Source organism: Brucella intermedia LMG 3301, assembly GCF_000182645.1.
In the GTDB taxonomy this organism is placed as follows: domain Bacteria; phylum Pseudomonadota; class Alphaproteobacteria; order Rhizobiales; family Rhizobiaceae; genus Brucella; species Brucella intermedia.
Genome location: NZ_ACQA01000004.1, coordinates 36,751 through 60,172 on the forward strand (window position 1 = coordinate 36,751; position 23,422 = coordinate 60,172).

Below are 23,422 nucleotides of genomic sequence, written 5' to 3' on the forward strand. Positions count from 1 at the left end.
ACGGTTCCGTCCGCACGACCAAATATGAATCCCCGATCCCTAAGAGCAAACCTGTCGATAAACCGATCAGGGCGCATAAGCTTGACGATGGGCTTATGGTCAAAAAGCATCGCGAGTTGATGTCGCTGTTCGTGACAGAGCAGGATCGGCAATCCGAAAATCGCCGGGAAATGGCGATTGAAGAAGATTTCTACGACAATATTCAGTGGTCAGCCGAAGATGCACAAACATTGGAAGATCGCGGGCAGGTGCCGCTCGTCTACAATGTCATAAGCGCCTCGGTGGACTGGATAACCGGATCGGAGAAGCGCACCCGCACCGATGCGAAGGTTTTGCCCAGGCGCAAGGAGGACTCGAAGCCGGCCCAACGCAAAACTGAACTGATGAAATATCTCTCGGACGTGAATCGCACGCCGTTCTCACGTTCGCGAGCGTTTGAAGATGCGGTGCGCGTTGGCGTCGGTTGGATGGAAGATGGCTTTGACGCCGATTCCGATGGCGAACCGCTCTATTCGCGCTATGAAAATTGGCGGAACATCCTTCACGACAGCGCAGCGACCGAGCCGGACCTGTCCGACGCGCGCTATATCTTCCGCATGAAATGGTTCGATTTCGATATCATTTCTGCGATATTCCCCGAACGCATCGGCGTTCTGCAGAATGCTGCACAATTATCGCCTGGCGTGAACGGGCTCGACGAGCTTTCCGACGAGATCACCGATCAGCACGAAATTGAGCTTGAGCACTCAAAATCGGCATCTGTTGCTTCCTCAAATCTTGGCACATATGAACGCCAGCGCGTCCGCGTTATCGAGGCATGGGTGCGTATTCCATCAACAACGGAAAAGCTGCGCGGCGGCGTATTCTCCGGAGAAATATACGACCCGTTCTCGCCGGCTCACAAAGAAGCCGTTGAGAGTGGCGAATCCGAAATTGTTGCGCGCCCCACCATGCGCATGCACGTTGCGATTTTCACAACCGCGGGCATGCTGTATTTCGGCCCTTCGCCCTACCGGCACAATCAATTCCCGTTGACGCCGATTTGGGGCTATCGGCGCGGCCGCAACAATCTGCCTTATGGCATTATCCGCCGGCTGAAAGATATTCAGGTCGATGTGAACAAGCGCGCCTCCAAGGCGCTTTACATTCTTTCCTCCAACAAAATCATTATGGAGGAAGGCGCGACGGACGATCTGGACGCCTTCACCGAGGAAGCTTCGCGCCCGGATGCGGTATTGGTTGTAAAAACGGGCAAGAAGGTTGAGCTCAATGCCGAGCGCGAGCTCGCGCAGGGTCATTTGGAGCTTATGAGCCGTTCAATCGGTATGATCCAGCAGGCTTCAGGCGTTACCGACGAAGTTCTCGGACGTACAACGAATGCCGTATCGGGCATCGCTATCCAACGGCGGCAAGAGCAAGGCTCGCTGGCAACCGCGAAGTTTTTTGACAATCTTATGTTCGCCGAACAGGTACGGGGTGAAAAGGTACTCGCGAACATTGAACAGTTCATGAGCGAGAAGAAATCCTTCCGGATCACGAACACACGCGGCACACCGCAATACGTCGATATCAACGATGGCCTGCCTGAAAACGATATTATCCGCACCAAGGCGGATTATGTCATTTCCGACCAGACATGGAACGCCACGCTACGCCAAGCCAACTTCCAGTCTCTGATGGAACTGGCCCAAAAGTTGCCGCCGAACGTCACAATCGCCTTGCTCGATCTTATTGTCGAAACGTCCGATATGCCCAACGTGGAAGAACTCGTGCGCCGCATTCGACAGATCAACAATCAGCGCGATCCGGACGCCGATCCAAACGAGGTCACGGAAGAAGAAATTGCGGCGCAGAAGGCGGCGGAAGAAGCGGCAGCGATCCAGAAAGAGGACGCAATGGCCGACATTCGCAAAAAGCATGCCGATGCTGGCTTCAAGGAAGCGCAGACCAAGGCGATTGCCGACAAGAGCGTCAACGACAAGGTGGACGCGCAGCAAAAGGCACTCGTCGCGGCTCGTGACGCCGTGGCCGCACCACAAACATTGCAGATTGCCGACCACATTCTGCACGAGAGCGGATTTGTATCGCGTACCGATATGGAGGAAGCGGCGGAGGACGAAATGCGCGCCTCCCAAGTACAGGCTGCGCAGGCCGAGCAAGAACAGCGCGCGCAGCAGGAAATCATGCAGCCGCAAGATCCACAAATGCCACCCGAAGCGGGCGGAGCAACGCCCGAACAACTGAACCAGCCTTTATCCCCAACGCCACAGCAGCCAATGGAGCCGCCGCTACAATAATCGGGCCTCGGCCCTTCTAACCCCATCCCGCTACCGTGGAGAATAAATTATGGATCGATTGACCGAAGAACAGCTTGCGCAGCTCACCGACGCCGAGCGAGAAGGCTACGAGCTTATGCTGGCCGAAGATGAAGACGAGGGCACCACGGACGAAGAAGCCGAGGACAACCACGACGACGATGCCGGCGGGGATGATGACGGCGATGGCGACGAAGAACAGGATGATGACGGCGGCGCCGACGACGAAGCGGATTCCGGAGAGGAAGACGACGATGCGGACGCGAGCGAGGATGGCACCGAAACTGCCGCCGAGGATCAGTCCGAGGACGCGCAGGCCGACGAAGCCCAGCCTGCGCCAGCCGCAAAGCAGGTTGATTTCGACGCGCCGCGCCGTATTCAAAGTGAAATCGAAGCTATCGAGCAGAAACAGGCCCAGTTGCTCGAACAGTTCGATGACGGGGAGATCACTCGCGAGGAATTTCTTGAGAAGGACAAGGAATTTCGCACCGAGCTCGCGACCCAGTTAAAAGCGCAGGGGAAAGCCGAGGCGGCGATTGAGGACGCCAGCGCGGCCTATCTTGGACAGGTGGATCAGTTCCTGGCCGAAAATCAGCAGTACAAGCCCGGCGGGCTCCTGTTCAATCTCCTGAATGACAAGGTGAAAAGCGCGCAGGCGGAAGCGCGCAAGAATGGCGCCAGTCCGTTATCGATCGATCTTGTGCGTAAGGCACACGCCGAGATCCAGGCAGAACTGGGTTTGCCAGCTAAGTCTGCCAAACCATCGGCCAACGACAAGAAAGACCCCAAGGCTGCGAAGGGCGACAAGTCCGAAAAGAAACCGGCAAAGCAGCCAGCCAAGCGGGATATGCCGCCGAACCTCAACGGCTTGCCTTCCGACGATATCAACGACGCTTCGGACGATAACGGACATTTCGCTTACCTGAGCCGCCTCGCCGTCTCCGAGCCGCTTGAGTATGAAAAGAGGTTCAAAGCCATGTCGCCGGAGCAGCAGGACGAATTTTTGCGGTACGGTGGCTAATGCTGGCATTGACGGTAGGGATAGGCAAAGCCGTCCAGATCGGGGAGGCGGCTGTTGTTAAGGTCGAAGACAAGCAAGGCCGGGCGGTCAAGCTTGTCTTCGCAACCGACATTTACCCGATACGCATCTTGGATGACGGCGTTATCCCGCCTCGCTTTACGCGGGGAATAACCGGGCGCCCGCGACCGTACTGACAAAATCGGGAACCTGCGAATAATCGCAAACTGACAGGAAGGGCCGCAGATCGCGGCCCTTATTGCTACACGGCTTGGCGTAAATTGTCGGGTATGTGCTCTGCGATGATGCGCGCCCGGTGGCGAAGACGTACAATCCGCGTTGGGCGCTGCCGGGTAGCTTCCTCGTATGCCGCCCTGGCGATAAGTGCATTCACCGAACAGCTTAGAAGGGTGTCGACCCTCAAATCGTCATCTGTCCACTGCTCTACGTGGAACTCGCAATTCGCATATCGCTGCACGTATTCATTCATCGCTTTTCTCCTTTTGCCGGAAGCATGTTTGATGTTCCGCCGCCAAACGAGAACGAATAGGAAACGAAAGCGCCGTTTTGGCGGCGCTGTCAAGAATTATCAATCTCGGGAGTAGTAGTAAGTGGATCGGCCTCTTGGGATCGAAACAAGACAGACGCATTCAAAGTGCGATGCCCTACCATTAAGCGAAGGCCGAATATCAGAACGGGCCGGACGCTACCCCGGCTGCACTTAGGATCAAGGGCGTAGTTAACGTCTCTTATCCAGACTGGCTCTAGACATTGCCGTGTTCAGCAACCCGATGAACCTTGATCCCCATCATTTAGCGTGTCCGCTTTCCACGCCGCCGTTCTGATTTGGTGCGAGGCGATGGCATCACATCGATCGCTCCATCTGACCGGCATTGTGAGAGTTTCCCCTATCCGGTTCAGCTTTTGCGCCTCGCACTCTGTGCGAGCCTATCCGTAGACAGGGTGGGAATGTGTGTCTCCCTCTCGCATTCTGTTGAGGCACCGCCTCGAAACTGGTTGCAGAGGCAGGAGTCGAACCTGCTACCTCTTGGGTATGAACCAAGTGAGCTACCGTTGCTCTACTCTGCTGCAAACGCCGCAAACCGGCGTTCCTGAATTGTCTTTTCGCCGAAATACCGGCGTGGATTGCCACACATGGCACAGGAGCACACAGCAAGATACTCTGCCGCTCTGGCCTTTTTATCGTGCGGATATAAGCGCCGACACTTTGCTTTCATGCGCAGCTTATCGGCGATCCTGCGCGCTCGCTTTGCGACCATAACATCACCAATGTCTTTCAGACGCGACAATAGAGCAAATAGCCGATTCTGGGAAATTCAATTTTGCTCCGTTGACGGCAATTTGCGGCCATTCGGATGAAGCCTCGATGTTTACATTTGTTGACATAAAGCTGTTCCATAACTCGCCGCGCGGCTCCAAATCCGCTATTGCATTGGCCTGCTGTTACGAGTAATTATGAGCGCACAGTTTGCGCATGACGTGCTTCTGCCCGAGAAACCCGGAGATACACGTCATGGCCGCAAAGACCACGATTCCGTTTGGCAGTCCGCTTGCCGTTGCCCGTTGGTCGGGCGCACTATTCGCTTCCGTTGAAACGCAGAGCTACTGGGCCCGCAAGTTCATGGGCGAGGATGATAATGCCATCATCCAACGCCTCACTGATCTTGAGAAGGAAGCCGGCGACACGATCCATTTCGATCTGTCGGCGCAGCTCCGCCAGAAACCAACCCCCGGCGACAATCGCATCGAGGGCAAGGAAGAACAGCTTCGCTTCTATTCGGATGAAGTGAAGATCGACCAGCTCCGCCACCCGGTCTCCGCTGGCGGTAAAATGTCCCGCAAGCGCACCGCTCATGACCTTCGCAAGACTGCCAAGGCCCGCTTGTCCGAGTACTGGGCGAAGTACATGGATGAAATCAACTTCATCTATGTGTCCGGCGCGCGCGGCATGAATGAGGACTTCACCGAAGAAGTCACCTACACCGGCCATGCCACGAACCCGATTCAGGCACCGGACAACGATCATATCCTTTACGGCGGCGATGCCGACAGCAAGGCGACGATCAGTTCCACGTCCAAGATGGACCGCGACCTGATCGAACGTGCTGTTGTTCATGCCGGCATGATGCGTTCGCTCAATCCCGACAATGCCAACATGCAGCCTGTCACCATCAACGGTGAATCCCACTACGTCTGCGTTATGTCTCTGTTCCAGGAATACGACCTGCGCACGAGCGACACCGCAGGCTGGCTGGAAATCCAGAAGGCCGCTGCCGCTGCCGAGGGCCGGAATAATCCGATCTTCAAGGGCGGGCTGGGCATGATCAACAATTGCGTGCTGCACAGCCATCAGCGCGTGATCCGCTTCGACGACTACGGTGCCGACGGTGCACAGCCCGCAGCACGCGCCCTGTTCATGGGCCGTCAGGCCGGCGTGGTGGCGTATGGCTCCACCGGCGGCATGCGCTTCACGTGGAAAGAAGAAATGCGCGACTACGACAACGAACCGACCGTTGCCGCAGGCATCATCTTCGGCGTGAAGAAGACGCGCTTCAACGACCGCGACTATGGCGTGGTCGCGCTCGATACTTACGCCTCCCGGCCCAAGAAGAAGTGATTAGCGCGCCGCCCATGACGGGCGGCACGTCGCATTTCAGATTTCTCCATCGGAGCTACGACAATGACCCATTTCAAGAGTGATGCGGCAAAGGGCAAAACCCCTGTCACCTATCCTCGCGGCGCTGGCTATGCCACCACGCAGCGCTATGTCGCCACGATCCCGGCAACTGCCGCCGTGGGCGATATCGTCGAAATCGCATGCATTCCGCCCGGTTGCCGTCCTGTGGAGGCGGTCATCGATGCAGACGGCGCAGTGAGCGGCGATATCGGCGTGATGACTGGCGACTGGGGCAAGGAAGATGCCGAACGCACTTGCGGCGCCGAAATCGCTGCCGCGCAGGATCTGACCGCCGACGCGGTTTTCCGCCCGACGAAGCCAAGCGCCTATCGCATCCCGTCGAACGACGCAGCCCGCGGGATCGGCGTGAAGATTACGACCGCGCCCACTGCCGCGGTTGCCATCGGCATTACTCTTACCGTTGTCGCTTAATCCACGGGGCGAGAAGCGCCAGACGAAAGAGTGATAAGCGGCCACGGCGGGCGTCAAGCTTTCCGTGGCCGTTTTCCCATCAACCCCGGAGGGAACATCATGCCTCGCATTCAATGCCTGCTTGGCCCGCAGTCCGATATTTATGTCGGTGGCGTCGCCTATAACTTCACCACTGACGAACATGGCCGCGCTGTCGCGAATGTGCCAAGCCAGCTTCACGCCCAGTGCTTCCTTTCAACCCAGCATTACCGGCTGCTGCCGGACGACATGATCCTTGGCGATGCCGTCCAGACCGAGCAGATCGTCAACGATGACGACATGGAAGTCGTGTCGCAGATCGTCGAGCCGGGTGCGAGCAATCAGCAGTCCGCCGATGACACCGGCAACGGTGGCGATAATTCAGGCGCGAACAGCGATGAAAACGGCGAGGGCGAGGATGCGGACGCCTCCAATGGCGATCAGGACGGCCAGAAGGGCGATGAAAGCCAGCAGCCGAACGGTCAGCCAGGCGAGCAGCAGAAGGCACCGGAAGGCGAGGGCACCACGGTTACGCCGCAGCCAGACGCCAGCGACGTTGCAAAGCCTGAAAAGAAGAAGGCAGGTCGCCCAAAAAAGGCCGACGCTGCAACGAAAGTTAACGCCGAGTAAGGTTGGTTAACGAATGGTTAAGGCCAGTGAAATCATACAGAAAGCGCAAACGCTTCTCATCGACCCGGAAGCGGTTCGCTGGCCTTTGCCGGAGCTCGCCGGCTGGATCGACAGCGCCATCAACGCAATCCTGATTGCGAAGCCATCGGCGAACACGCACTCTATCACCGTGGATCTGGAGAAGGGCACCAAGCAGAAGCTCCCGACCGACATTGACCCACGCCCCATGATGTTCATTGCAGCCCGACGCAACATCAATCCGGACGGTACGCCCGGTAAGGCTGTGACGCCCGTTTCCATCCAGAAGATGGATATGTCCGATCCCGACTGGCATAGCGAGCGCCGCAAGCGTCCTGCAGCTCTGCATTACCTGTTCGACGAAAAGAACCCGACCGAATATTTCGTCTATCCGGCCAATGACGGCAAAGGCAAACTGGATATCACCGTTGCGTGTGAGGTTGCACCGATCGTGGCGACCGGCGATCCGGACGATATCAAGTCCTATGAAGTGCCGGTAGGTTTGCCAGAGCCATATTCAGAGCCGATCATCGACTATGTGTGCTACCGCGCGCAGACGAAGGACGCCACCGGCGCGGATGCCGGACGCGGTGCACTGCACTATCAGGCTTTCGCCCAGGCTATCGGCATCAAGACACAGGTTGAGGCTAATTCCAGCCCGAACGCGCGGAGGACTGGTTAATGCGGCTCGTCAATCTTGACCCGATTGTGGATCGTGTGCGCCGTCAGGCACCGGCAGCGCCGATTCCGCTGATCGAGTCCAACATCATCGACAAGGCCATCGAGCTTTGCGAGGCCGTGCCGGTATGGCGCGACACCGATGTGCTGAACTTCGGCGAGAACGATCCATGCGAATATCTGATGGCCGTTCCGCAGGCAGAGATTTATCGCATCGAAACTGCCACGATGAACGGACGCCCGCTTGAGCGCATCCGTGCCGAGGAATTGGACCGGCGATATCCGAACTGGATGGATGACAAGCCCGGTGAGAATATCCCACGCTTTGTCACGCAGCTTTCAGCGAACACGCTACGCCTCTATCCGGCGAACAAGTGCACCGTTCACGTGCGGCTCTGGCTCAAGCCGAGCATAGAATGCGATGTGCTGCCGTCCGATATCGTCAGTCAGCACGGCACATTGCTGTGGCAGGGCGCAGCGGGCGAAATTCTCTTGATGCCAGATGCAGAGCTTGCAAACCCGCAGCTTGGTGCACGGCTACTAGCCAAGTTTGAGGGTGGGCTCGACACACTCCGCACGAACCACACGCGAACGCAATTGCGCGCGCCTCTCCGTACCAAACCAAGCTACATGTGAGGGTGACATGCCTGCGACCACCTATACCGGAAATAAAGTTATCGACCTTCTTGTGCGTGGCGTTGCGTTTGTGCCGCCCACTCACGCTTACGTGTCCCTCCATACGGCAGATCCGGGTCTGAATGGCGCTTCGGAGGTCACACTTGCGAAATGGCCTGGTTACAAACGGATGCAAGCAGCGCAGGGCGGCGCGGTTGATACAGGCTTCACGGCGGGCGCCGCGAAGAAGTCCAGCAATACCAAGCAGCTTCTGTTTCCAACGATGGACGGCGCGGAAACGGTGACGTTGACCCACTGGTCGATATGGGATGCGCTGAACGGCGGCAACTGCATTTGGTCTGGTGCCCTGACTTATCAGAAGGTCCTCAACCCAACTGACGAAGTGGTCATCCACCCGAACGAACTGGGGCTTGAGATACAGTAATGGTCAATGCCGGAACCATTGCAGGCACTTTCATCAACGCCTTCGCTATCAATGAAGGCGCGATAGTGCATGCTTTGTCCGGCACTATGACTATGGGAGTGAGCGGCACGCTCGACGCAACCCGCCGCGCTGCGATAAACGACACGATGGCAATTGGTTTCGTGGGCGACGTAGATCCGCACCGGCGGGTAACTGCCACTGGCACAGCCACTATTGTTTTCAGCACGCTGGCCAATATCAGTCAGAGACATGCAGCGCGGGCAAAAGGAATCGTTGTTTTCAAATCTGGCGCAATTGCCATCCGTCGCCGTTCTGCCGGTGGCTTGGGCGTTATCCGGCTGGCAGGGAAGAACGATCTACATGCCCGTCGCGCAGCCGTAGCAACCGGCCAGATTGTGCTTACACAGAGCAAGGCAAGAATAGTACGGCGACAACGCGCTATTGGCTCTGGCCTCATTCGTTTTATGTCGACTGTCAACCTTCGATCGTTTTCGCCGATCTCCGGCAAAGACGTTATGAAGTTCAAGGAAACTGCCACGGCCGTCCGTCGCGTCGGGCTCCCGGCTTCCGGGCCAATCCGCTTCGATGGGAAAGCCACGGCCACGGCACGCCGCCAGATTTTCGCCGGAGGTTCAATCGTCTTTCTGTCGTCGATACGCATGCCCCATGTGCGCATGACGCCCACAGAAGAAACACGAGTGATGCGCGTACTCGAAGATCTGCGATGGCTGGCTGTTCCCGCAGCACCCGCACCGCTGAATGTCCTTCATGATGAAAGGACGATTATCGTTCCCGATTCCGACCGACACATCGGTAATCCAGATAACGAGGACCCGGCATGAGCCTTGCGCTGCTTATGAAAAACCCCGGCGACGTGCTGGATTATGATGTTTCGTTCGATGAATGGCTTACCGGGGATGACCGCATCCGAGACTGGGAGGCCACGGTTGCCGATAGCGCGGCCGTCATCGACCGCGGCGACTATACCGACCGCAGTGTGCGCCTTTGGATTTCTGGCGGGGCGAACGGCGATACCGCACAAATTTCGCTCACCGTGACCACAGTGCAGGGCCGGACGAAGGTCGTTTGCTTCAAGCTTCGCATTAAGGAGTGCCGATAATGGCGGTTGTTCTTACCAATAACGCTACGTCCCTGTTGGCCGCGGCCATCGATGCAGACGACACCAATCTTTCGGTTCTGACAGCGGACGCCGGTAGATTTCCAAACCCTGCCGCAGGTGATTGGTTTCCTCTCACGCTCGTCGATAACGCGGGCAATATGGAGATTGTGAAGGCGACGGCCCGCGTCGGTGCGATAATAACCGTCGAGCGCGGGAAAGAAGGGACCACTGCAAAGGCATTCGCGGCGGGCGCTCGCGTTGATCTGCGTTTGACAACTTCGGCCATATTCGAGGTCGTGCCTTCGGCGATGGAAGCCGCACAGTGGGAAAATGAAAACTTCGATAACGAAGACGCCCGCTTTTTCTGGTTCGACATGGTTGCGCGCAAACTAAAGCGCTTCAGTTGGTCCGGCTTGGTCAACAGACTGTTGCCGCGTTCCGGCGGCAAGATGAACGGCCCGATTGAAGGTGTGGCTGTTTCCGGCACCCGTTCCTCGTTCTGGACATCCGCCGAGGGCGGAGCGTACGCGGGCATGTTCACGCGTGGCGCACCTTTCCATGCATCAGCGACACTTAACGGTTCGTCGTATGCGCCGGTCATCGCAGGAAAGTATAATAACACAGGCTGGGCGGGCATCTGGTCTGCGGGCATCATTAATTTTGCGAACGGTCAAGCAGCCGGGTTCGCGATCCAGCATATCAACGCCAGTGGCAATGAGGGCGTTGTGGCCGAGTTCAGAGTTGATGGTTCACTGCGCTTGGGTGGGCCAGTTTATAAAGGCACGGCAACCGCCGCCTATGGCGACGGCGGAACGTACTGGATGCATATCACGGGTAACGCCGGCTATGCCGCCAATGCCGGCGCGGTAGGCGGTTGGTCTCAAGGGACGATCGCAGATCAGGACAACTGGCGCGTTACTGATACGAGGTTTGCCGGTTATGTGGAACATGCAATGGAGAGGGACACAGGTTGGCATGCACCAAGTGGTTATGTCTTTACCTATGCGTACCGCAAAGGCGGTGATCAGTATTATTTCGGTGCCCGACAGCCGCAAATTTACATCCCCAATGCTGGTTGGCGAGCACTAGGAGGTTGGTAATGAAAAACTTCGGCAAAATGATCGAAACGCGCGACACCGTTGAAATCCCCCCGGTACAGACCGGCGTGGACGACGATGGAAAGCCAATTTTTGCCCCTGCTCAACGGCATCCTATACGAATTTTTAGAAACAGTGATGGTGTCGATTGGTTTGAAATTGCCAAACAATATCCCCATCCATACTACATCGCTGTCGATGACGATAACCGTGTCGTTACGATGACTGATGACTTTCAGCAAACACAAATCGCGGGTTATACGATTATCGGCATCGATCAGAATTACGGGATGACTTATGGACCCGGCGGCAATGTCTACGGCAAAATATGGACCGGATCGGCATTGATAAGCCCGGATCCAACAGTCGATGATGTTGTGACGGAACGTGATCGAAGACTGCAGCTTGGTTTCGATTACGATTTTGGGGATAACCGAGGGGTCCATCATATAGGCACCACGGAAACGGATATGCGGCGCTGGATGGATGAAGTAACGCCTCTTGCCCAGGCGTTCATCAATCGAAACGATCAAATGGGGCGCATTGGAATCTTTACCGAAACAGGCCCCGTCACAATCACAGCAGCCGAATGGCAACAGATTTTGATAGCATCAGCCGATTATCGACAGCCCTTATACCAAGCGTCGTTCGTGTTGCAGGCGATGAACCCGATTCCCGCCGACTACAAAGATGACAAATATTGGGTCAATAACCAATAATTACAGTTGAAATCCGAACCGTCTGAAGATACCTAGCTACTTAGTGTTGGGGGCATCATGGACGGTTCAACTGTGTTCAGCGCGAAGCCTTTGGTATTCGCTGCATCGGATGAAATTTATTTCCGCAAACACGCTTTAGGCTTCGCCAAGTCTGCATTACGGGCCGGGCATCCCGTCCATATAACTGTGACCCCCGCTCCTGGAGTTCGGCTGCTTGGGCGGGCATCCGAGCTAAAGCAAACGCTTATTCCAGAATTTTTGGCCCAGTTCTCGGCTGATGAACGTTTGCGCCTCAAGGTCGAGGTATGGATCGACCCTCGCGCACATGATGAAATGGAAGAACGCGAAGCCGTGGTTTATTACCAGTCGCTTCGGTTTTTCCGTTTGCCCGCGCTGTTACGTGATTACAATCGACCAATTGTCGTTCTCGATATAGACAGTTTGGTCATGCGTCCGATCCCGCATCGCTATGATGCAGACGTTGGCCTGTATCTTCGCCTCGACAACGAAAAGGGCCGATCAGATTACGAGCGGCTTGGCATGAAAGTGCTTGGGGCTATGGTGTATGCTGATCCAAAGGGCATTGCTTTCTTTGAAGCGGTCGAAGAATACCTCTCCAACCATACCCGCCTGTATTATGTCGATCAGCGAGCGCTTTATGAAACTTTCATCGCCAACAGGGAAGTTCGCATCTTCGATATCGCTGACGCTGGCTGGCTGGATTGGACTTTCCAACCCGATTCGACAGTCTGGACTGCCAAAGGTAAGCGCAAGCGTCGAAATCTGACTTATGTGCGCGAGCGGCTGCGGCTGGAAGGTAGGAGCTGGTTTGCATCGACGATGACGCTTTTGGGTTACCGACTGGGCATCATTCGCCATTGAACCCGGCGATAATTGCGAACCCCCGTGAACACCACTATAGTGCCGGTAATGGCGCATGACGTGCCTCTTTCGAGAGGTGAATCATGCCTGCAATCAAGCTTACTGCTTTCACCGGGGAGCAACCCCGGCTCATATCCCGCCTTCTGCCTGCGACTGCCGCCCAGTTTTCCGTCAACACGCGCCTCGATGACGGCGGGCTCACGCCGTTCAATACCCCCGTGCAAGAACACTCCATTGCGTCGGCAGATGCCAAAACGATCTACCGGTTTCAAAATGAATGGCTGTGGTGGACAGGCATTGTGCACGCCGCCCCCGGCCCGGTAGCTGAAGAACGCCTTTATTACACCGGCGACGGCAAGCCGAAGATGCGCGTTAACGGCACGGTTTACGATCTGGCCGTTGCGCGACCTTCGGCGGCCCTCGCGACCGCCTTGAGCGGAACCGGCAACGGCGACACTCAGACCCGCATTTATACCTACACCTATGTGACTGAGATGGGGGAGGAGTCCGAGCCTGCGCCGGCCTCGGCGAACTTGGATTGGAAGCCCGGCCAGACGGTGACACTTTCGGGCTTTCAAGCCCCGCCTGGTGGCCGTGCAATTACGAAACAGCGCATATATCGGTCGCAAACCGGCTCGAAGGGGACATACTTCTATTTCATCGCAGAGCGTGATGCATCAAGCGCAAACTTCGTCGACAATATTGCGGTTGATGCATTCCAAGAAATGCTGCCATCTGTCGCCTGGAATGCGCCGCCCGATACGCTGCGCGGGCTTATAGCGATGCCAAACGGCATGATGGCTGCTTTCGACGGCAAGAAGCTGTATTTTTGCGAGCCTTTCCGACCTCACGCTTGGCCGGAAAAGTATGTGCTGACCACCGACGCCGATATTGTCGGGCTTGGCGCCATCGGCACGTCATTGGTGATTGCTACCAAGGCAAATCCATATCTCGCAACCGGTTCGTCTCCGGATACAATGCAGATGGTGAAGCTCGAAGCAAACTTGCCGTGCGTCAATGCCCGCGGCATCGTCGATCTTGGCTTTGCTATTGCATATCCCTCGAATGAAGGACTTGCAGCGGTGGCCGCAAATGGCGAGGCAAAGCTCGTGACGGGCAACATTATGGGCGTCAATGAATGGCGGGCCTTGTCGCCAGAAACGATCATCGGCGGGCAGCTATCCGGACGCTATATCGCCTTTTACGATACTGAGGACGTGGACGGCACCCAGCTCACAGGCGCGGTTTTCTTCGACCTTGGCAGCACGCCATATCTGATCCGCACAAACACGGCGGTTTCGTCCTCCACGTATGAAATCGAGACTGGTGCGGTTTATTTCCTCGCGAAAGGTGAGCGGGACATTTACCGGCTGGATTCCCCGCAGGGTGACCGCGAATCCTACTATTGGAAATCGAAGGATTTCCATATGTCTGGGGAAGCAAGTTTTGCTGCGATCCAGATTGACACGATCGATTATGTATCTCCGCTGGAATACAAGAACTATGAAACGCAGCGCGCGCAGATCCTCGCGAAGAACGCGGAATTGATAGCGTCCAAGGTCAGCCTGGGCGATCTGAACAGTGCACCGATCAATCACATCGCATTTGCTGGCGACAATCTTCTACGCCTGCCGACCCCGCCCGGAAACGTCCGCGTGGGCGTGTACGCCAATGGCCGGTTGATAGCCACAGTTACGCGAACGGGAACGCCCGTCAGGCTTCCCGCCGTTGCAGGAACGGTTTGGGAAATTGATGTGAGCGCCAATGTCAGCGTTTCGCAAATTGTCATGGCGTCCACCATGGACGAGCTGAAGCGGGTTGCAATGTCATGAGTGTTTTCGATCAACTGCAAACCGAAACGCTGGAAGTTCTGGCGGGCAAGCGCAATCCCGGCGAGCGGCACAAAGCAGCCGTTCGTGTTTCTGATCTTGAGGCGCTGACCGATTATTCGTATCGCCTGAAATCAGGGCTCGTGTCTGCCGCTCCTACCGCCGCACAGCACAATGCGCTTGTTGAGGACGTGCAGCGCCTTCACCAGATACTGCAATCGCTATCGCAGGCGTTGAAAGACCGGCTGGGCCGCGCATGAGAGCTGCTATTTTACGGTTGATGCTCCCAGGCAAGCTTGGTGCGGTGAAGCTCGGGCCCGAAGATCGCATCACAATTGAATTGGCCAACCGCCTCCGTGCGTGGACGATCGAGCAGCGGCTGCGCGCTGTGTGGACGCATATACCAAACGAAGTGGGCGGTGGCACCAAGAACGCCAAAATCCGCTACGCGATTGCTAAAGCACTCGGCATGATCCCCGGCGCATCTGATTTCATATTCATGTGGGGAGCGGGCGCTGCAGCAATCGAAATTAAAGCTCCAGACGGTCGACAGTCAGCAAATCAATCCGATTTCCAGAAATGGTGCGAGGCGGAGAACGTGCCGTACCACATCGCGAAATCCGCAGATGAAGCCGAAAAAATCCTTCGCGACCTTGGTGTGCTGTCATGAGCTACGAATACGATTATGAGCAGCGCCGCATCTATAAGGAATGGGCCGCGCATCAGATCGGCATCGAGCAATTCCGCTCCGATGCCACCACAATCGCCGTTCTCAAAGAGAAACAGATTGTTGGGGTGACAGTTTTTGACACCTTCGCATCCGATGATTGTCAGATCCACGTTGCGTCGGATGGCTCGCGGCGTTGGCTCACTCGTGACTATATGCGGATGGTGTTCGCATATCCGTTCGTTCAACTCCGGTTCAAGCGCATCACATCGTTTGTGCCGGAAAGTAACGTTGCATCCGCCCGATTCTGCGCTCATATGGGCTTTCGGGAGGAAGGGCGCTTGCGCGAGGCGGGGCTTCATGGTGAAGATATAATCGTTTTCGGGCTTTTGCGGCGTGAATGTCGCTGGCTGACTTCCAGTCTCATAAATTTATGAGGTTTCATCATGGGTGCTATGTCATGGGGTGACGATGCCGCGTTTGTGCCAGGCGGCATTATCGTGTTCATCGTTATGGTCGCGTTGCTGTGGTTCGCCCCACGAGTGAGCGACCGCTTTTGGGATTTTGTCTCTCATTGCATTACCGGGGTGGCGTTTGCGATCCCCGCTATGTTCGTCGCCATGGTTTTGAAGCTGCCCGGACTGTATATTCTCGCATGTGTATTGGCCGCAGCCTTCCTCGGTTCGATTTGGTCATATCGCCGGAACGCTTGATCTAGAATTTCACCGCGGGAACAGATATAAATTCGCATCCGAGCGCATGATGTGCCGCCACCAGATTTCTTTGAGGCTCGCATCATGGGTAAAAGCTCGCAATCTGCGCCCGATCCAGATCCGAATATCGGCAAGGCCGCGCTTAAGCAGGCCGAAACCGGCGAGGAATGGCTGGCGTTTGCCAAAGATGCCTTTGCTATCTCGCAGGAACGCCAGAAGGAACTGGACGCGCTGACCAAGCGCGTTACCGAGCAACAGCTTGGTATTGCTGACCAACAGGCGGCGTGGGCGAAATCCGACCGAGAACGATATGAAAATGTCTTCAAGCCCATTGAGGACGATTTCATCAAAGAGGCAACGAATTACGCGACGGAAGAACGACAATCCGAAGCGGCAGCGGAAGCCTCCGCGGACGTTCGCGCTGCGCAGGCCTCCGCCGAAGAACAGAGTCTGCGCCAAGCCGCGTCAATGGGCATCAACCCGACTTCGGGGCGGTATGCTGGCATCGACCGCGCAACCGATATGGCCTATGCACTTGCCGATGCTGGCGGACGGAACAACGCGCGCCAGATGGTGCGTGACAAGGGCCTTGCGCTCAAGGCAGACGTTACCAACCTTGGCCGTGGCCTACCGGCGCAGTCGGCACAGGCGCAAGCCCTCGGACTTGGCGCCAGCTCCGGCGCGGTTGGCCTAAATCAACAGGCGAACGCGCAGAGCAATGCCGCGTCAAGCATCGTCAATTCCGGCTACGCCGGGGCGATGCAGGGCTATGCCGGCATGGGCCAGACGCTCAATCAGCAATACGCAACGCAGGTTGACGCATGGAAGGCTGAACAGCAGGCCAATAACGGACTGTGGAGCGGCATCGGTCAGGCGCTTGGTGGGCTCGCCGGGTTCTTCATGCCGTCCGACGAGAACGTCAAGGAGAACAAGCAGCCGGTCGAGGAGGGTAAGGCGCTTGAAGCCATCGAGCAGATGCCCGTCGAGGAATGGGACTACATGCCTGGCATCGGCGACGGTGGGCGGCATATCGGCACCTATGCGCAGGATTTCAAGGAAGCCACCGGCAAGGGCGACGGCAAGACTATCCCTGTCATCGACGCTATCGGCGTAACCATGAAGGCCGTGCAGGACTTGAGCAAGCAGGTCAAGGAAATCGCCGGTGAAATTGGCCTCGGGCCGTCGAAAGACAAGGCACCAGCAAAACAGGCTCGTAAGCCATCGCGAGGCATGGAACTTGGATTGGGAGTTGCGGCATGAGCTTCGGTGCAGGACTAGCGGGATTCGTTGATGGCCTCGAAGCCGGTATGCGGATGCGTGATCGATGGGACGAGCGCAAGGAAAAGCAAGCCTATAAGGCGAAGCAGGACCAGCTCAACGCCGACACCAAAAAGGCGTTTGCTGACGCGCAGGCGGCGGGTGCTGTCGAGGGCAGCGATTTCCAATCGTTCTGGCTTAACTACCAGCTTCCCAAGCAACAGGCGCTGTTGATGGAAAAGGGTGATTATGCAGGAGCGAAGGCGCTTGGCGACTGGGGCCGCTCCGACGATGCGCTTAAAGGCGGTAAGCTTTTTTCGTCCGCGTTGGTGAAGGCGCAGTCAGGTGATTATGAGGGCGCGTTCCAGGACGTGTATGCTGGCTCGCAGTTGCAGGGCTACATTTCGTCCGATGTGAAATTCGCCGGTGCAGAGCCGATACAGTACAAGGGCAAAACAGTGGGCTATCGCGTCAAGGCGAACGGGCCAGATGGTAAGGCAATCACGCGCGACTATCGCCTCGAAGATATTCCGGCCGCAATTGCGCAGATCGGCAATCCCCTCGAAGCATATAAGTCACAGACCGAGGCGCGCGCTGCCGAGGCCAAACGGAAATCGGAACTCGAAAATTACGAGGACAAGAAGAAAATCGATCAGAAATATTCCGGTGCCAGTTCGCCGGAAAAGCAGTCCGAGCGCTACCAGAAGGCGGCGGAACAACGCGCCAAATCTGATCTGAATTGGGACACGTACAGCGACGACGAGAAGGACAAGCTCATTCGCAAAGACCTTTCCGCTGCTGATAGTTTCGGTGCGGAAAAAGCTGGTCAGAGCAACAAACCCGCCGACAAGGCCCCGGAGTTGCCGAAAAAGATCATCGTGGACACGGAAAGCGGCAACACAGTTGACCTTACGAGCAAAGAGCAGCCGAAAGCCGCTGGACTGGGTGATGCACCGGTACCGGCGCAGAAATCCAGACAGCCCGAACCGATTCCTTCCAACGGCCAGCTACCGACGCCGGAAATTGGCCTTGGTAGCCCTCAGGCCGGTGCGCGTTCCACCACAATCGGCTACGCTAAGGAAGCTTTGGCGCGCGGCGGAGATCCGGCGCGGGTTAAGCAGCAGCTCATGAACGCGGGCGTTCCACAAGACGAATGGCCGGAAGAATTGTCCGGTGCTGGCAATGGCGTGGTGGGGCTGGGGCGGTAATGTCCGACCGCATTAATTGCTGCGTACCGTTCTGCAGGCGCACGCGGCATAACCGGGACAACACGAGCGAGTGGATTTGTAGCGAGCACTGGAAAACCGTGCCGCTGCATTTGAAGCGCCGGAAATACAAGCTTTTCCGCCGATACAAGCGGCTGTTTGGATTGAACGGCTACTGGTGTTACCCTGCTGGCAGCGACAAACGCGTTATAGCTGTGCGTCTTGATCGACTTTGCGATAAGGCATGGGCACGCTGCCGCGATGCAGCAATCGAGCGAGCCGTTGGGCTCGGATAACCATGAACTTGAAATTTTGCCGTAGAGCCGCTATCTTTCAGGAGTGGCTGACAGAGCGGTAACTCTGCCAGCCGGGCACTTAGCTAAAGAATGTTACCCGCACGTAGGCACGCCAGCCCGTGCGGGTTTTCTTTATCGTAAGTGTGATACTCACAGGTATAAAACCCATTCGTTTCACTCCTGTTCGGCAGCGAGGCTCACGCTGCAATTACCGGGGAAGCCCATCTCCCCCGGCGCGCTGGCTGGCTCAACGCTCTCTGCTTTCGCTGCCGAAACTGGAACTATCACCCTCGCATATCTATGGTTTCCGCGCACTTAACAAGCGCGTCTGTCAAAATTTTGCAGTACCCGCCGTTCCCCTCTCGCGTGCGCGCGCGAGGTTAGATATAGTCGCGTCGATCAGCGCATGACGTGCTCCTATCGTAAGGACACGTCATGGCTATTATTCTCGACGATAACACCGATATTGATACCTTCTTCGGCGGCAACTCGGGTGCAAACTCACCGGCGGCGAAAAATCGGGAACCGTCCGAGAAGCCGCGCGAGCAAGAATTGCCTTCGGTTGATCAAAAGGCCGCGCGCGCTCCTGTCGATTCCACATCCTCGATGGAACTTCCCGGTATTCAGCGCCCGCAGCCCGCGCAGGATAATTCCGCACCATCGGCGCGTGTGCAGCCAGAAGCGCCAGCGAAGGATCAGCCCGCACCTGTGCCCGGCATGTCGGCCCGCGACTGGAACGACACGATCAACACCATGATTGCAGAGGCGGGCGGCGACGGGCCAGTCGGCATGCTGGCCGTTGCCAACGTCATTCGCAATCGCGCCGAGCGCCGGGGTAAGAGCATTGGCGATATCGTGCGCGCTCCCAGCCAGTTTGAAGGCTATTATGCGCCTGGCGAAAAGGCCGTTCAGGCCGAGCAGAACCCGCAGGTTCGCGCGGAGGCCGAGAAGATACTGCGCGGCGTGCTGGCAGGGGAACTGAAAGACCCGACACAGGGAGCTGACCATTTCCACGCTGGCGGTGTTAATCCCGACTGGGCAAGCAAAATGCCCGCTACTACCCGTATCGGCGGCCACGTCTTCTACAATTCGCAACCGGGCCGCAACGTCGCGCAGGCCGAACAGGGCACCTATGAGCCCGGCATTGAACCCCGCAAGTACGGTTATGCGAATGGCCGCGGCTTGGCAAACTTGGTGCCGGAAGAAAAGGAACCGGAAAGCGGCGCAGTTGGCAGTCTTTCCTTCGTTCATCAAGGTCAGGAGAAGATCAATCCAGCGTTCGCCGCGATATTGACGAACGTTTCGGGCGACATTGGCCGCGGGCTTGTTATCAATTCCGGCTACCGCTCGCCCCAGCATTCCGTCGAAAAGGCGAAAGGCAACGGAGGCGGCGAGCACACGCATGGCACCGCCGTCGATATCAGCATGAAGGGGCATGAGCAAACAGCAGCGCTTTGAGCTGGTCCAATCGTTGAAGGCGCGAGGCGTTCGCCGTTTCATCACCTATACGAACTCTCCAGACATGCTGCATGTCGATTTGAAAGAAATGCCGAACTCAAAAGACGGCTTTTGGTATATGCACGATAAGTCTGCCCGCAATTTCGGGAAGGCACCGGACTGGATGCAGGCCGCAGCGCGCACGCGCATCAGGCATGAACGCCTTCCTGCCGCACAGCCGATCGAGCTAGACGAAAATTTTGAAGCCAGCGATCCCGGCAATTTTTACCAAGGCAAGAATCCGTTTCAGGCAGAGATTGATGAGGCTCGGGCTTCGCGCCAAGAGCAGGATGCGAAGGACGAGCCGCCCGCAGCCGCGCCGGGAGCCGACATCGATGCGCGTCTGGAGGAACTGAACAAGGAAGCGCCTGGCCGATATGCGGCCATGACAGAAGACGAGTACGCGGCCTGGAAACAGGATTTCGAGGCCAATCAGCCCGGCCAGTTTATGAAGGGCTTCAAAGGCGCGCTTGTTGACCAGAACCCCACGCTTCTAGGCAATAGTCTCAAAGCCCTTGGCGTGTTGTTCGACAACGAAACCATTGGCGGCTTAGGCGATTCCGTGCGTGAATGGGGCAAGTCTGGATCGGAAAAGCGCGCGGCACGCGTCCCCAGCTTTTCCAATATCCGCACCGATTCCTTTTCTAACTTCGTCAGCGATGCCACCGATTATGCAGCTTTCAGCCTTGGGAACGGTCTCGGCTCAATGGCTCCCTCGGTCGGCGCGGGTGTTGCTGGCGCGGCGGTCTCTGGCGGCAATCCGATTGTTGGGTTTCTGGCTGGCGCTGCCGGTCCGTCCTACGTTCAGAACCTCGGCGATATTTACGGCGAGCTGATCGAGAACGACAATATTCAGGCGCGCGTCAAAAAGGGCGAGCTCACCGACAAACAGTTGGCCGGTTGGGCTGCTACTGGCGCGGTGCCGATGGCTGCACTCGATATGGTCAGTTTCGGCAATCTGTTCAATATTGCCACGAAAGACGCGATCAAGCAGTCAATCGGCAAACGTATTATCAAGGGCATTGCCGAAGGTTCGTTGACCGAAGGGTCAACCGAAGCGATGCAGCAGGTCGTTTCCGAAGGCGTTCAAGAAGCGCTCGGAGCGGATAAATCGCGTTCCGAACAGGCCATCGCGATCATCGACAATTTCATTGGTGGCGCACTCACCGGCGGCGCGGTCGGCGGGGCAGGCGGCGCGAATCCCATGCGGTCGAAAGGTAGTCAGTCCGATCCCTCTGCGCAGGCGGATGCCGCGCCGGCCTCCGATCCGCAAGCAACGTCCGAGGGTATTCCCGACGCGGCGCCATCGCCTGTCACCGGGATGCCCGAACCCGAAGTGGAAGCCCCGCAGCGTAAGGGACCGCTGTCCAAAGCCTTTGAATCCGGCGCTGCCCGCACCAACCTCGAATATGTCGTAGACGATCGAGACGTAGACGGCAGCGGACCCGGCCCACTTCACGGCCAGACCGTGATGATGGCGGCGAACCAAGACAGAGTTCCATCCGGAATGCATCGCGTTATCGATGGGAACGGCGTTGAGCACATCATCGGCGACAGATTGCTCGTTTCGCTGGAACAGGCGCAGGATTCGGGACTGCGACCGGCTGACGTAAAGACAGCATCGAGCGTCACATCATCGAAGGCCGCGCCTACAATCGGTTCGACCGTTGAGGTCAATATGCCAGGCGGCGCGAAGATGACCGCCAAGATCGATAGCTTCTCCGATGGTGAAGTTGTCGTCTCCGACGATGCAGGCGAAGTGTATCAGGTTCCGCTCAATGCAATTCAGGCACCGGCGGAGCCGGGCGCAGAGGGATTGCCCGTTCGCGATACGGAAGCGCAGAACGATATTCCCGCGCAGGAACCAATTCCCACCGAAACTACCGTTACGCAAGACGTTGCGCCAGAAACCCGGCAGAAACCGATTGTGAGCGCAGATAATGCGCCGAAGGTAGGGCAAAGCGTCATTGTTGACGCGCCGGGGCTGAAACGCGTCACCGGCAAGGTAGAGCGCTATGTGTTCGATGACGGGGAGTCAGAGGCCATTGTCCGCGAACCGAGCGGCATGACGATCCAAGTGCCGATCAAGCACCTCTATGTGGACGCCATGTCCGAAAAGGAAGTGCAGGCGGAAGAAGCTTCCATCAATCCGCCTGTCGCCCGCGACGATATCGACCCATCGACGCCGCGTGTACGCAAGTTCGGGGAAAAATCCGTTCGCCTTCCAGACGATGTTTCAGAGCGCATCTATGACCTTGGTGCAGACCGCGCAATGGCGAAGCGCTTGCTGGGCGCGTCTGAATTGGACAAGGACAAAGCAGCGCCGCCAGCACAGCGAGCGCTCGCAGATGAACTTGGAATTTCGTTTGAAGACGCCGGCAAGCTCGCGGACGATTATCGTTATCGGGTCGAAAAGGCCGGGCGGCAAGCTCGATCAAAGCTGCCCGTCGAAATGCATGGCGTGAATCCTGTCATGCTTGAGCGGATGCGCAAGCGCGCTGAAGCGGAACGCGCACCGATTGCCGACGACACTGCAACAGCTTCGGAACCCGCTGCAAGCGAACCTACCGCGACCGCTCCAATCGATGACGCGGCGCGCGAAGCTGCCACCCACCCTGAAAACAATCTGCCGGAGCCCACGCAGGCACAGAAAGAAGCGGGCAATTATGCCAAGGGCCATGTTCGCCTGGGCGGAATGGATCTGTCGATCGAGAACCCGGCTGGTTCGCAGCGGAAGGGCGTGGACGCTAACGGCAAGGCTTGGTCAACGACCATGCAGAGCCATTATGGCTACATCAAAGGCACAGTTGGCCGCGACAAAGACCACATCGACGTTTTCGTGAAGCCCGGTACGGCTGATCTGGCCGACGACACAAAAGTGTTTGTCGTTGACCAGAAGAACCCCGACAATGGCCGATTTGACGAACACAAAGTGATGATCGGCTTCGACAGCCAGCAGGATGCGGAAGCTGCATATCTCGCCAATTACACGCCCGGTTGGAAGGGAATGGGCGACGTGACCGAATCCACGCTCGCCGATTTCAAAAAGTGGACAAAGAACGGCGACACCAAGAAGGCGTTTGCGCCGAAATGGTTTGGCAACCGCGCTCGTGCGGAAGGGTATATTCGCAAGCATGGTTTGGAAAACTCCCACGCCATTGTCGAGAACGGCAAGCGCTTCGAGATACGCCCTGCACCCACCCGCACGGCCACGCTTCAGCGCATGGCGGAGGATTTTCAGCGTCAGGTTGCAGAAGCCCCATACGGTGACGT

Annotated in this window: 22 protein-coding genes and 2 tRNA genes; 22 read left to right on the forward strand and 2 right to left on the reverse strand. The window is 57.1% G+C overall.

Annotated elements, in window-relative coordinates:
* The first annotated feature begins 119 nt into the window (after positions 1-119).
* Together OINT_RS22330 and OINT_RS22335 are read left to right on the forward strand one after the other, a co-directional pair.
* A complete protein-coding gene (locus OINT_RS22330; RefSeq protein WP_459560333.1) occupies positions 120-2,297 on the forward strand; it encodes a portal protein in 2,178 nt (725 codons plus the stop codon).
* A gap of 49 nt (positions 2,298-2,346) precedes the next feature.
* Entirely contained in the window at positions 2,347-3,336 is a 990-nt protein-coding gene (locus OINT_RS22335) for a hypothetical protein (RefSeq protein WP_006470183.1), read from the forward strand.
* Positions 3,337-3,945: 609 nt separating this feature from the next.
* Here OINT_RS22335 and OINT_RS22350 read toward each other — a convergent pair.
* Together OINT_RS22350 and OINT_RS22355 are read right to left on the reverse strand one after the other, a co-directional pair.
* A tRNA-Gln gene (locus tag OINT_RS22350) sits at positions 3,946-4,019 on the reverse strand.
* Positions 4,020-4,347: 328 nt separating this feature from the next.
* Positions 4,348-4,422: transfer RNA gene (locus OINT_RS22355), tRNA-Met, on the reverse strand.
* A 445-nt stretch (positions 4,423-4,867) separates the two neighbouring features.
* On the opposite strand from OINT_RS22355, the gene OINT_RS22360 reads away from it, so the two are divergent.
* The 20 genes from OINT_RS22360 to OINT_RS22460 all read left to right on the forward strand — a co-directional run.
* Positions 4,868-5,971 (forward strand): N4-gp56 family major capsid protein, encoded by a 1,104-nt coding sequence (locus tag OINT_RS22360; protein WP_039853667.1) that lies wholly within the window; start codon positions 4,868-4,870, stop codon positions 5,969-5,971.
* Between the two features lie 63 nt (positions 5,972-6,034).
* Complete coding sequence (locus OINT_RS22365) at positions 6,035-6,463, forward strand: hypothetical protein (protein ID WP_006470187.1); 429 nt, start codon at positions 6,035-6,037, stop codon at positions 6,461-6,463.
* A gap of 99 nt (positions 6,464-6,562) precedes the next feature.
* On the forward strand, positions 6,563-7,111 hold the full coding sequence (locus tag OINT_RS22615) for a hypothetical protein (protein WP_006470188.1): 549 nt from the start codon (positions 6,563-6,565) through the stop codon (positions 7,109-7,111).
* 13 nt (positions 7,112-7,124) lie between these two features.
* On the forward strand, positions 7,125-7,811 hold the full coding sequence (locus OINT_RS22375) for a phage adaptor protein (RefSeq protein WP_006470189.1): 687 nt from the start codon (positions 7,125-7,127) through the stop codon (positions 7,809-7,811).
* Positions 7,811-8,443: a phage adaptor protein gene (locus OINT_RS22380; RefSeq protein WP_006470190.1), complete on the forward strand. Its 633-nt coding sequence runs from the start codon at positions 7,811-7,813 to the stop codon at positions 8,441-8,443. Before OINT_RS22375 ends, OINT_RS22380 begins: the two co-directional genes overlap by 1 nt.
* Positions 8,444-8,450: 7 nt before the next feature.
* Positions 8,451-8,867: a phage tail fiber protein gene (locus OINT_RS22385; RefSeq protein ID WP_006470191.1), complete on the forward strand. Its 417-nt coding sequence runs from the start codon at positions 8,451-8,453 to the stop codon at positions 8,865-8,867.
* Positions 8,867-9,709, forward strand: coding sequence for a hypothetical protein (locus OINT_RS22390; RefSeq protein ID WP_006470192.1), 843 nt, complete (start codon positions 8,867-8,869; stop codon positions 9,707-9,709). Before OINT_RS22385 ends, OINT_RS22390 begins: the two co-directional genes overlap by 1 nt.
* On the forward strand, positions 9,706-9,987 hold the full coding sequence (locus OINT_RS22395) for a phage fiber-tail adaptor protein (protein WP_006470193.1): 282 nt from the start codon (positions 9,706-9,708) through the stop codon (positions 9,985-9,987). Before OINT_RS22390 ends, OINT_RS22395 begins: the two co-directional genes overlap by 4 nt.
* Positions 9,987-11,087 carry a hypothetical protein gene (locus OINT_RS22620; protein ID WP_050791059.1) on the forward strand — a complete coding sequence of 367 codons (1,101 nt, stop codon included), beginning with the start codon at positions 9,987-9,989 and terminating at the stop codon, positions 11,085-11,087. The genes OINT_RS22395 and OINT_RS22620 overlap by 1 nt, the downstream gene beginning before the upstream one ends.
* Positions 11,087-11,803, forward strand: a complete 717-nt coding sequence (locus OINT_RS22625) for a hypothetical protein (RefSeq protein ID WP_050791060.1) — start codon at positions 11,087-11,089, stop codon at positions 11,801-11,803. The genes OINT_RS22620 and OINT_RS22625 overlap by 1 nt, the downstream gene beginning before the upstream one ends.
* A gap of 57 nt (positions 11,804-11,860) precedes the next feature.
* The gene (locus OINT_RS22415) at positions 11,861-12,685 is read left to right on the forward strand and encodes a hypothetical protein (protein ID WP_006470196.1); all 825 of its coding nucleotides are present in this window, start codon (positions 11,861-11,863) and stop codon (positions 12,683-12,685) included.
* A gap of 83 nt (positions 12,686-12,768) precedes the next feature.
* Entirely contained in the window at positions 12,769-14,517 is a 1,749-nt protein-coding gene (locus tag OINT_RS22420; protein ID WP_006470197.1) for a hypothetical protein, read from the forward strand.
* Entirely contained in the window at positions 14,514-14,774 is a 261-nt protein-coding gene (locus tag OINT_RS22425; RefSeq protein ID WP_006470198.1) for a hypothetical protein, read from the forward strand. The genes OINT_RS22420 and OINT_RS22425 overlap by 4 nt, the downstream gene beginning before the upstream one ends.
* Entirely contained in the window at positions 14,771-15,184 is a 414-nt protein-coding gene (locus OINT_RS22430) for a VRR-NUC domain-containing protein (RefSeq protein WP_006470199.1), read from the forward strand. Before OINT_RS22425 ends, OINT_RS22430 begins: the two co-directional genes overlap by 4 nt.
* Positions 15,181-15,618, forward strand: a complete 438-nt coding sequence (locus tag OINT_RS22435) for a GNAT family N-acetyltransferase (RefSeq protein WP_006470200.1) — start codon at positions 15,181-15,183, stop codon at positions 15,616-15,618. Before OINT_RS22430 ends, OINT_RS22435 begins: the two co-directional genes overlap by 4 nt.
* Positions 15,619-15,627: 9 nt before the next feature.
* Positions 15,628-15,894 carry a hypothetical protein gene (locus OINT_RS22440; protein WP_006470201.1) on the forward strand — a complete coding sequence of 89 codons (267 nt, stop codon included), beginning with the start codon at positions 15,628-15,630 and terminating at the stop codon, positions 15,892-15,894.
* 84 nt (positions 15,895-15,978) lie between these two features.
* Positions 15,979-17,154 (forward strand): tail fiber domain-containing protein, encoded by a 1,176-nt coding sequence (locus tag OINT_RS23330; protein WP_006470202.1) that lies wholly within the window; start codon positions 15,979-15,981, stop codon positions 17,152-17,154.
* Positions 17,151-18,359, forward strand: coding sequence for a hypothetical protein (locus tag OINT_RS22450; RefSeq protein WP_006470203.1), 1,209 nt, complete (start codon positions 17,151-17,153; stop codon positions 18,357-18,359). Before OINT_RS23330 ends, OINT_RS22450 begins: the two co-directional genes overlap by 4 nt.
* A gap of 728 nt (positions 18,360-19,087) precedes the next feature.
* Positions 19,088-20,110 (forward strand): cell wall hydrolase, encoded by a 1,023-nt coding sequence (locus OINT_RS22635; RefSeq protein ID WP_006470205.1) that lies wholly within the window; start codon positions 19,088-19,090, stop codon positions 20,108-20,110.
* On the forward strand, positions 20,088-23,422 hold a 3,335-nt coding region (locus OINT_RS22460; protein WP_006470206.1), incomplete at its 3' end, for a hypothetical protein. The genes OINT_RS22635 and OINT_RS22460, both read left to right, overlap by 23 nt.